Source organism: Limnohabitans sp. DM1, assembly GCF_001269385.1.
Lineage (GTDB): Bacteria > Pseudomonadota > Gammaproteobacteria > Burkholderiales > Burkholderiaceae_C > Limnohabitans_A.
The window spans coordinates 72,959-81,104 of record NZ_CXOO01000055.1; the positions used below are offsets into that span (position 1 = coordinate 72,959).

Here is an 8,146-nt window from a genome sequence, read left to right on the forward strand (position 1 = left end):
TTATTTAGGCTCGTCTGAGCTGTCCTTTGTCTGGGGTCTTTCACCTTTGGGGCGACCGGAAAACATGGTCCACCAGACAATCAGCACGAAAATCAAGCCTGCAGCCAAAGCTTCCAACAAAATCAGTCCCATGCGTCAACTCCTGTTTTTCCGATTCAAGCCCTGGTGGGCCGCTGCGGCGGTGGCCGCGATTGTAGGCAGCCTGGCCGGTTGCGGCACCGCCCCGGTGCCAACAGCCCCGCCCAGTTCGGGCTACCCACCGCCGCCTGCCAGCGTGGAAGACACCTCCACTTTGCCCCCCATGATCACGCAAGCTCAAAGCCGCTGGGTGCCCGTGCGCTGGTCCGAACTACCAGGCGTGGAGGCGGACGCCGTGCACGAAGCCTGGCCCGCCTGGCTGCAAAGCTGTCAGCGCCCGACCAAGCCCTGGGCACAACTGTGCCCCGAAGTGCAGCAGTTGGCGGGGGATTCGGTGCAAGCCCAGCGCAGCTGGATGCGGCAAAAGCTGCAGCCCTACCGCGTCGAATCGCACGACCAGCGGGCCGAGGGTTTGCTGACAGCCTATTACGAGCCGGTGCTCAATGCGTCTCGCTTGGCGCGTGGCGCGTTCAATGTGCCGCTGTACGCCGCCCCTGCCGATCTGGCCCGACGCAAACCCTGGTACACGCGCAAAGAGATGGAGACGAATTCGTCCGTGCGCGCCGCCTTGCGGGGCAAAGAGCTGGTTTATCTGGCCGATCCGGTCGATGCGATGGTGCTGCACATCCAGGGCTCCGGCCTGGTCAACGTGACCGAGCCCGATGGCCGACAGCGCATGGTGCGCCTGGCCTTTGGGGGCACCAACGATCAACCCTACAAAAGCATTGGCAAGTGGCTGCTCGACCAGGGCCTGATCCGCGATGCCTCCTGGCCGGGCATCAAGGACTGGATCGCGCGCAACCCGTCCCGAGTGAACGAATTGCTCTGGCAAAACCCGCGTGTGGTGTTTTTCAAGGAAGAAGCCTTGTCCGCAAATGCAGTCCCGCCTGGCCCCAAAGGCGCGCAAGGTGTGCCGCTGACAGCCGGGCGCTCGATTGCCGTGGACCGCAGCAGCATTCCTTACGGCACGCCGGTGTGGCTGCGCTCGCCCGGACCGCAAACCTCGCTGGACCGCTTGGTGCTGGCGCAAGACACGGGCGCAGCCATCGTGGGCGCCGTGCGGGCCGACTATTACGCAGGCTCCGGCCCGGCAGCGGGCGAGCTGGCCGGACGCCTGAAGCAGCCCCTGCAAATGTGGGCCCTGTGGCCACGCTGAGCCGGATGCCCAAAACCTGATGACTTTGACCTGCCGCCCCGGCTGCGCCGCTTGCTGCACCGCCCCATCCATCTCCTCGCCCATCCCCGGCATGCCCAACGGCAAACCAGCGGGCGTGCCCTGCGTGCAACTTGACGAACAGCTGCGCTGCAAAATTTTTGGGCAACCCGAACGGCCTGCGGTGTGCGGGCAGCTGCAAGCCTCGGTGGAGATGTGCGGGGCGGTGGAAGACGGCGGGGTGCACGCCCGGGCTTGGTTGATGCGGCTGGAGGAATTGACGCGGCCGGGGTGATGGGTGGGATGCCTGGCTTAGGCACTTAACCTTGAACCTCAAGGTTTCGTATTGCCATTCGATGAAATGACCAGCTCGGGCTTATCTCGCTTTGTGAGGTACGAACCTGACCTGTAAATCACAGCCCACCGCAGCGGCGTACTTTTTCAATGTCGCCAATGAGGGGGCGTGCCGCCCTGAACCTTCTAAGCGTGAAATGGCACTCTTTGTTGTGCCCATGCGCTCTGCGACGGCATCTTGCGTCAGGCCAGCTTTTGTTCGGGCTTTCAGCATTTGGCTTGCAACGGTGTATTCGAGCTCTAGACTGTCGTAAGCATCATTGAATCCAGGGCGCAGCCGTGCTGCCGCCAAAAATTCAGTGTGATTGTGAGGAATGGGTTTGTACGTCAAATCAGCCATGCATCAATTCCTTTAATCGTTTTCGTGCCATCTTCAATTCGTTATCGGGCGTCTGCTGCGACTTCTTGATAAAGGCATGCAAAACGACCACTCTCTTGCCCACCAAGAAACAGTAAAAGGCCCGACCAATTCCCGATCGGCCGCGCGGGCGCAGTTCAAACAAGCCATCACCAAAAGCGCGCGAATGTGGCAAGCGAAGGCTCGGCCCATGTTCCGTGAGAAGTTCTACCAATCGCGCATAGTCGGCGAGGACATCAACAGGCCATGATTGCACTTCTGCGTACACACGCTCATGGAAGTATTGAATTTCAAAAGCCATGCATCATGTTAGCAAAAACGCTAATCGTGAGCAATCGAAATTCTTTCCTTAGACCTCAAGATGCCTCACCATCTCCTCGCCCATCCCCGGCATGCCCAACGGTAAACCTGCGGGCGTGCCCTGCGTGCAACTCGACGACCAACTGCGCTGCAAAATTTTTGGGCAGCCCGAACGGCCTGCGGTGTGTGGGCAACTGCAAGCGTCGGTGGAGATGTGTGGTGCTGTGGCCGATGGCGGGGTGCACGTCCGGGCTTGGTTGATGCGGCTGGAGGAATTGACGCGGCCGGGGTGAAGGTCAGGCCGCTGTCGAAGCATTTGGTTAGTTGATTTGCACTTTTCGACTGTTGGCAAGGCCGTCTCGCAAGTACAAATTGATCAGGCTCTGACTGAGCCCACAGCCGGATCACATCTTGCCCAAAAAACACCCCATCGTTCGATCTCTTTCCTTACTTTTGGCACAAGGCAAGCAATTTGGCGTTGTCAAAAGTTTCGTTGGGGTCAAGACCATCCATCAGGGTTGCGTCGAGCTCGCTTACATCTTCTGGATTGGCACGGTCAAACGCCTCTGCCTTGACGGCAAGTTCATACATCTGTTCATCCACATTCGGGAGGTTTTCCTCCAGCAGCTTGCGCACAAACTCGCTTCGCTGACGAGCAGGGATGGCGTTGCGAAAACGCCGTGCAACCTCATTAGGCAAGCGGATGAGGATTTGGGTGGTCATGAAGCTGAATATTCAACATTGATATCCACAGCATTTTAGGTTGAGGGCTCAATGTCAAGTCTCCGCTGATGAGTTGTCCAGCACAACTTTCACCCTATCTTTCTGGCCCTTGGACACCATGGTGCTGCTCCGCCCCGTCCATCTCTTCGTCCATCCCCGGCATACCGCGACCGGATTCATCGACCATGCCCTTGCAAAAGTCCACCACATCCTCCGGTAAGCGCATGGTTACAGGGCTCAAAACGCCGAGCCTACCCACTTCACCAGTTCGGATTCGGTCTGACTGCCCACCACCTGCGACAAGGCTTGTCCGTCCTTGAACAAAATCAGGGTGGGGATACTGCGCACGCCGAAGGCGGATGCCAGCTCGGCGGCTTCGTCCACATTGATCTTGCGCACGGCCACAACACCCTCAAGGTTTTTGGCCAAGCGTTCCAGCGTGGGCGCCAAAGCGCGGCATGGACCACACCAAGGTGCCCAGAAATCGATGACCACGGGGCCAGCCTGCTGGTTGATGAAGGTGTCGAATTCGCTGGCTTGCAGCGGGGCGACTCGGGGGCTGATTGGCATGACGATTCCTTGTTGCTTCTGTGGCCGCCACAACATGTGAGGGCATGTAGAAAGTTTAGGAATCGCCAGCGTCGCTGTGTGGCTTGATCGTCTCGGTTGTTGTGCTGAACGTATCGGCGCAAAAAATGGCATGGCCTTGTTGGTGCAGCCTCAGTCCTGATTGGTGTGCGCTTGCAGCCAGGCAAGTGGCGGCATGCCGACGCGGTGGGTGAAAGCGCGGGTAAGCGCTACCGCGCTGGCGTAACCCACCATGGGCGCGATGGACTTGAGCGGCTTGCCCCGTTTGAGCAAACCCTTGGCTACTGTGATGCGCCAGGCCGTGAGGTAGTCGAGCGCGGTCAGGCCCGACACCTCTCGAAAGTGGTTGGCAAAGCGTGCGCGCGACATGCCTGCGGTTTCGGCCAACGATTCAAGCGTCCATGCATGGCCGGGCCGGTCGTGCATGGAAGTGACCGCTTTGGACAAACGAGGGTCGCCCAGCGCCGCCAGGATGCCGGTGGTAACCGATGAACTGTCGAGCAGGTGGCGCAGCAACAAGATGAGCAGGTATTCCATCAACAGGTCCAGCGCAGCTTGTCGGCCACACTTTTCGTCAAAGGCTTCCTGGAACAAAAGGTCCAACGCGGGTGAAAGACTGGACGACTGGTTCAGCGGAATCACCAGCACTTCGGGCATTGCAGAGATCAGCGCGCCACGGGCCTCGTCGCCCAGATCAACAGACGCACACACCAGGTCAACACCGTCTGCACCATCGGGCACCAGACGGTGGGCAGAACTCTGCGGGAAAAACAACAAGCTGGGCTCTTCAACCCTGCTGGCGCGCCCATGCCGGTCGATCACGCTCATGGTGCCCCTGCGCATCAAATGCACATGGCCCACATGCGCCTCGGCCTCAAAGGTGGAGATCTGGCACAGGTTGCCCGAATAGAACACGCGTGCGCTGGGCACCGAGCGGGCAAACAAAGGTGAAAGTCGGTCCATGGCGTTGTTTGATACTTTGGGTATGTTTTAGTGTACTTTAAGTGATTATACGTATCGCACAATTCACTGGTGCATGTCGCACAGCCATTCAAAACGAGAGTTTCACCATGACACGTATCGCACCTGTATCACTTGCCCAAGCCGACGCCACCACCCAAGCCACCCTCAACGGCGTCAAGGCCAAGCTCGGCATGGTACCCAACCTGTTTGCCACCTTCGCCCAGGCTCCAGCCGCCCTGAACGGCTACCTGGCCTTCTCCGACGCACTGAGCAAAGGCCGCTTGAGCGCCGCCCAGCGCGAGTTGATCGCACTGGCCGTGGGCCAAACCAACGCCTGCCAGTACTGCTTGTCTGCACACACCCTGATCGGCAAAGGCGCTGGTTTGTCGGAAGCAGCCATCCGCGCAGCCCGAAGCGGCACCGCCGAAGGCGCACAAGACAAGGCCTTGGTTGAGCTGGCCATCAAAATCGTCCGTCAGCGTGGCGTGTTGGCCGACAGCGATCTGGCCGATGCCGCAGCAGCGGGTGTGGACCATGGCCTGGTGATCGAAGTCACCGCCAACGTGGCCCTCAACGTGTTGACCAACTACACCAACCACATTGCCGACACCGACGTCGACTTCCCAGCGGTGCCAGTCGCCCTGTAAAGCCCAGCCTCGCTGACAAGCGGGGAACGCCAACGGCCACCTCCTGGTGTTCGTTGGCGCAGGTGGCCGTGTTGGTCAGTGTGTTGTCATCACCGAACGGCGCAAGCTGCAAGAAGCCATCACCGAATTCGCCTGCCGCGCCGCTGAAAAACTGCGAAAACAAAACAGCCACACCGGCCACATCATGGTCTTCATCCGCACCAGCCCGTTCCGCAAACAAGACCCGCAATACAGCCGCAGCGCAAGCACCCCCCTGCCCTCGCCCACCAGCGACAGCGCGCACATCACGCAGGCCGCGAATGCGATCCTGAAACACATCTACCGCCCCGGCTACAAGTACGCCAAAGCGGGCGTGATGCTGATGGACCTGCAGCCGGCCACGCGGCAACAACTCACGCTCGATCTGGATGCCGACATGCCGGAAAACAGAATCCGCCTGATGCAAGCCATGGACGAAGTGAACCAGCGCTACGGACGCGGCACCCTCAAGCTGGCCAGCGCAGGCGCACCGCGTACGCGCAAGCTGTGGGCGATGAAACAAGATCGGTTGTCGTCGGGGTTTACGACGGATTGGGAGGGGTTGGCGGTGGTGAATTAGTAAAAATTAGGGATACAATTTCGGTGCGCCGGATTTATTCCAGACCACTTGCCTGGGCGCATAACAAATACATGGCTAAAGCGTCACGCAGCGCCCTTATCCCGCACGCCGCCGACGTTCCAAAGTCTGCGGGTAAAGGAAATCATCATGGCCAACGCCACCATTCAGCTGCAAAACCAATCCATCAACATCCAGACCGTGCCCGGCTCGGGATTGATCCGCGTGATCTTGCCGGAAACCGACAACTGCTTTTACAACCCGGCATCGGGTCTGTTCAGTGCGGCACCTATTGCTGATGGGACTACGCCGGACCTAATCACACATCACCTGCCTGAGTTGAAGCAAAAGCTCAACGAGTTTGATGCGAACAGGCGTGCCGAGATCGCACGGTACAACCAGTTTTCAGCCGCGCTGTAAATCCGCCTGAACTTTCAACTGACCGACTGCGAGTGAGAGGCTCATGCCTTGAGCCTCTCACCTCTCAATATTCATGAAGGAGCGATAGCCATGCACATTCGACACGCCGGACAACTCGAAGACCTGACGCCAGCTGACAGGATTCGGTGGCGAACTGGTGTCTTGACCGAAATTGCTTTGCAGTTGGCTCAAATGTTCACCATCGAAGAATTGCAATGGGCCATTGATGACGTACAGACCATGTGGATCATTCGCGCCAGATATAACGATGCTGATTACAACCACTTTGCAGATAAGGCGGGAGAGTCTTTGAAAGATCGAGTTTTTTTAAACATGGCTAACGCACTTAAGCACAACTTTCACACTGTAGAAATGGTGTACATGGATGGTTGCTATCGCGAAATTTTCGAGAAGGCAATTGAGTATTCAAGCGCTTTTCCGTACAAAACAGAGTGATGAACTTTATCTACACCGCCGACGCCCTAGTGGTGATCCCACCGTGCTGTGAAACACCACACATCAGACCTGCCTTTGTTCAATGTGCAGGTGCGAATTACAACCCTGACCAGGTCAATCAAAGCGCTAAAAAATCCGTCACGTGTTCAGCCTGCAAGGCAGAAGTGAATCTGGATGATTTGACCCTTGTCGGCCGAATTCCTCAGAGGAAGCCGCCAGCCCCAGTGGATTGGGAGCAGCAAGACGTGCCTGCCTTCATCCGGCGCGATGGTGAATCTGTAAAGCAATTCATGCAGCGTGTGTATGACACGCGTACACCAGAGGAGCAAGCTAGGGATGAACCGTTACCGCCAGAATTCATGACTGATCGGTAGGCTTCTTGTCGAACATGCATGAAAATCAAATGCAGGAAAACACAAGTTACAACGACAGCCCTAAACGCAAGAGCGTTGAAAGTCCGACATGACACATTCCTCTTTGCCCGCGGAGTTTGTGCAGGCATTCAGAGAAACCCATTACATCGTTCACCATGAACCGCCTTCACGATGAACATTGGCAAGCCTTACCCTGACCTTAAAAAGCTGATGGCGGACCGCAATGCCTTGGTGCGGCACACATCACCGCCTGGAATCCGTTCAGTCAAAAGCTGAGCGGAAAAGAGAACGAGGTGAGGCAGCAAGAGTTGAAAGCCACCTTGAAAAAACGCGGGTTGACTTTCATCGACGGCATCGGCTAACACCCCAGCAACAACTGGCCGGGTGAGGAAAGCGTGTTGATCTTGGACATGAACCGTGAGCGGCCAAAGAGATCGCAAGTCACTATGAACAACCCATGACAGCGCCACCTCAGTGACGAAAGTCGCTGATTTGGTCAGCAATGAAAGAAATGGCTCTGATGAATTTCAAGTGGGTTGCCCAGCATGAGGATTGATAGCGTGGAAGTCGAGTCTCCCGGCGATCAAGAAGATGACAGTCTTGATCGTTGTGATTCGCGTAAACCCACGCGCACGACGCTTGGATGCCTGGAACAAACCGTTGATGGCTTCGAGGAATCCGTTGGTCTGGCGTGTCTGCGCCCAGGCCACGATGCCTTCCATATGAGCGCGGATCATCTTGGCAACGTCCTTCATCGGTTCGACCTTGGAGCGCATCACGCATGTGCACCAGTGATCCAGCATGGTTCGCACAACGTTGATCTGCTTTCGATCAAGGATCTCACGCAACTGCTCTTTGTAGGACCACGCCCTGGCCGTGCGTTTGACGGTCATCTTGGCCATCAMCGCATCCAGTTCAGCTGCCGCCTCCGGTTTGAGCTTGGCTGTGTCTTTGAGCAAAGTCCAGCGCATGCCCTTGACAGACTTGTCGGTCTTCTGCTCGATCCGGCGCATCTTGTCCACTGCAGTGCTTGCGTGCCCGATGATGTGAAACTTGTCAAACGTGATCCGGGCGTTG

Annotated in this window: 16 protein-coding genes; 9 read left to right on the plus strand and 7 right to left on the minus strand. The window is 57.5% G+C overall.

The window, feature by feature from the left end:
* Window positions 1-132, minus strand: a complete 132-nt coding sequence (locus AMM33_RS22695; protein WP_255350718.1) for a hypothetical protein — start codon at window positions 130-132, stop codon at window positions 1-3.
* On the opposite strand from AMM33_RS22695, the gene AMM33_RS19010 reads away from it, so the two are divergent.
* Window positions 131-1,294, plus strand: a complete 1,164-nt coding sequence (locus AMM33_RS19010) for a murein transglycosylase A (RefSeq protein ID WP_228768251.1) — start codon at window positions 131-133, stop codon at window positions 1,292-1,294. The two genes, AMM33_RS22695 and AMM33_RS19010, sit on opposite strands and share 2 nt — an antisense overlap.
* Window positions 1,295-1,313: 19 nt before the next feature.
* A complete protein-coding gene (locus AMM33_RS19015) occupies window positions 1,314-1,586 on the plus strand; it encodes a YkgJ family cysteine cluster protein (RefSeq protein WP_090142823.1) in 273 nt (90 codons plus the stop codon).
* An 81-nt stretch (window positions 1,587-1,667) separates the two neighbouring features.
* Here the strand turns inward: AMM33_RS19015 and AMM33_RS19020 are convergent, their stop codons facing one another.
* Both AMM33_RS19020 and AMM33_RS19025 read right to left on the minus strand, forming a co-directional pair.
* Window positions 1,668-1,985, minus strand: a complete 318-nt coding sequence (locus tag AMM33_RS19020; protein WP_090142824.1) for a helix-turn-helix domain-containing protein — start codon at window positions 1,983-1,985, stop codon at window positions 1,668-1,670.
* Window positions 1,978-2,304, minus strand: coding sequence for a type II toxin-antitoxin system RelE/ParE family toxin (locus AMM33_RS19025; protein ID WP_090142825.1), 327 nt, complete (start codon window positions 2,302-2,304; stop codon window positions 1,978-1,980). The genes AMM33_RS19020 and AMM33_RS19025 overlap by 8 nt, the downstream gene beginning before the upstream one ends.
* Window positions 2,305-2,374: 70 nt before the next feature.
* Between AMM33_RS19025 and AMM33_RS19030 the strand changes: the two genes are divergently transcribed.
* Window positions 2,375-2,596, plus strand: a complete 222-nt coding sequence (locus AMM33_RS19030) for a zinc/iron-chelating domain-containing protein (protein WP_090142826.1) — start codon at window positions 2,375-2,377, stop codon at window positions 2,594-2,596.
* A 154-nt stretch (window positions 2,597-2,750) separates the two neighbouring features.
* On the opposite strand, the gene AMM33_RS19035 is transcribed toward AMM33_RS19030, so the two are convergent.
* The 3 genes from AMM33_RS19035 to AMM33_RS19045 all read right to left on the minus strand — a co-directional run bounded on the left by AMM33_RS19035 (window position 2,751) and on the right by AMM33_RS19045 (window position 4,577).
* Window positions 2,751-3,026: a hypothetical protein gene (locus tag AMM33_RS19035; RefSeq protein WP_090142827.1), complete on the minus strand. Its 276-nt coding sequence runs from the start codon at window positions 3,024-3,026 to the stop codon at window positions 2,751-2,753.
* A gap of 237 nt (window positions 3,027-3,263) precedes the next feature.
* Complete coding sequence (trxA, locus tag AMM33_RS19040; RefSeq protein WP_090142844.1) at window positions 3,264-3,596, minus strand: thioredoxin; 333 nt, start codon at window positions 3,594-3,596, stop codon at window positions 3,264-3,266.
* A gap of 150 nt (window positions 3,597-3,746) precedes the next feature.
* Window positions 3,747-4,577 (minus strand): AraC family transcriptional regulator, encoded by an 831-nt coding sequence (locus AMM33_RS19045; RefSeq protein WP_090142828.1) that lies wholly within the window; start codon window positions 4,575-4,577, stop codon window positions 3,747-3,749.
* Window positions 4,578-4,684: 107 nt separating this feature from the next.
* On the opposite strand from AMM33_RS19045, the gene AMM33_RS19050 reads away from it, so the two are divergent.
* The 6 genes from AMM33_RS19050 to AMM33_RS22775 all read left to right on the plus strand — a co-directional run bounded on the left by AMM33_RS19050 (window position 4,685) and on the right by AMM33_RS22775 (window position 7,431).
* On the plus strand, window positions 4,685-5,224 hold the full coding sequence (locus tag AMM33_RS19050) for a carboxymuconolactone decarboxylase family protein (protein WP_090142829.1): 540 nt from the start codon (window positions 4,685-4,687) through the stop codon (window positions 5,222-5,224).
* A 46-nt stretch (window positions 5,225-5,270) separates the two neighbouring features.
* Window positions 5,271-5,822: a DinB/UmuC family translesion DNA polymerase gene (locus AMM33_RS19055; RefSeq protein WP_228768252.1), complete on the plus strand. Its 552-nt coding sequence runs from the start codon at window positions 5,271-5,273 to the stop codon at window positions 5,820-5,822.
* 147 nt (window positions 5,823-5,969) lie between these two features.
* Entirely contained in the window at window positions 5,970-6,239 is a 270-nt protein-coding gene (locus AMM33_RS19060; protein ID WP_090142830.1) for a hypothetical protein, read from the plus strand.
* Between the two features lie 90 nt (window positions 6,240-6,329).
* Window positions 6,330-6,695 carry a hypothetical protein gene (locus tag AMM33_RS19065; RefSeq protein ID WP_090142831.1) on the plus strand — a complete coding sequence of 122 codons (366 nt, stop codon included), beginning with the start codon at window positions 6,330-6,332 and terminating at the stop codon, window positions 6,693-6,695.
* Window positions 6,695-7,069, plus strand: coding sequence for a hypothetical protein (locus AMM33_RS19070; protein WP_090142832.1), 375 nt, complete (start codon window positions 6,695-6,697; stop codon window positions 7,067-7,069). Before AMM33_RS19065 ends, AMM33_RS19070 begins: the two co-directional genes overlap by 1 nt.
* A gap of 242 nt (window positions 7,070-7,311) precedes the next feature.
* A complete protein-coding gene (locus AMM33_RS22775) occupies window positions 7,312-7,431 on the plus strand; it encodes a DUF3293 domain-containing protein (protein WP_090142845.1) in 120 nt (39 codons plus the stop codon).
* Between the two features lie 165 nt (window positions 7,432-7,596).
* On the opposite strand, the gene AMM33_RS19080 is transcribed toward AMM33_RS22775, so the two are convergent.
* Window positions 7,597-8,146 (minus strand): transposase (locus AMM33_RS19080; protein WP_194945575.1); only part of this gene is annotated, 550 nt, incomplete at its 5' end.

What these genes read in the sequence shown, in the direction of transcription:
- AMM33_RS19010 (WP_228768251.1), top strand. Translation starts at nt 131, where the DNA reads ATGCGTCAACTCCTGTTTTTCCGATTCAAGCCCTGGTGGGCCGCTGCG.
- AMM33_RS22695 (WP_255350718.1), bottom strand. Translation starts at nt 132, where the DNA reads ATGGGACTGATTTTGTTGGAAGCTTTGGCTGCAGGCTTGATTTTCGTG.
- AMM33_RS19015 (WP_090142823.1), top strand. Translation starts at nt 1,314, where the DNA reads ATGACTTTGACCTGCCGCCCCGGCTGCGCCGCTTGCTGCACCGCCCCA.
- AMM33_RS19020 (WP_090142824.1), bottom strand. Translation starts at nt 1,985, where the DNA reads ATGGCTGATTTGACGTACAAACCCATTCCTCACAATCACACTGAATTT.
- AMM33_RS19025 (WP_090142825.1), bottom strand. Translation starts at nt 2,304, where the DNA reads ATGGCTTTTGAAATTCAATACTTCCATGAGCGTGTGTACGCAGAAGTG.
- AMM33_RS19035 (WP_090142827.1), bottom strand. Translation starts at nt 3,026, where the DNA reads ATGACCACCCAAATCCTCATCCGCTTGCCTAATGAGGTTGCACGGCGT.
- trxA (WP_090142844.1), bottom strand. Translation starts at nt 3,596, where the DNA reads ATGCCAATCAGCCCCCGAGTCGCCCCGCTGCAAGCCAGCGAATTCGAC.
- AMM33_RS19045 (WP_090142828.1), bottom strand. Translation starts at nt 4,577, where the DNA reads ATGGACCGACTTTCACCTTTGTTTGCCCGCTCGGTGCCCAGCGCACGC.
- AMM33_RS19050 (WP_090142829.1), top strand. Translation starts at nt 4,685, where the DNA reads ATGACACGTATCGCACCTGTATCACTTGCCCAAGCCGACGCCACCACC.
- AMM33_RS19060 (WP_090142830.1), top strand. Translation starts at nt 5,970, where the DNA reads ATGGCCAACGCCACCATTCAGCTGCAAAACCAATCCATCAACATCCAG.
- AMM33_RS19065 (WP_090142831.1), top strand. Translation starts at nt 6,330, where the DNA reads ATGCACATTCGACACGCCGGACAACTCGAAGACCTGACGCCAGCTGAC.
- AMM33_RS19070 (WP_090142832.1), top strand. Translation starts at nt 6,695, where the DNA reads ATGAACTTTATCTACACCGCCGACGCCCTAGTGGTGATCCCACCGTGC.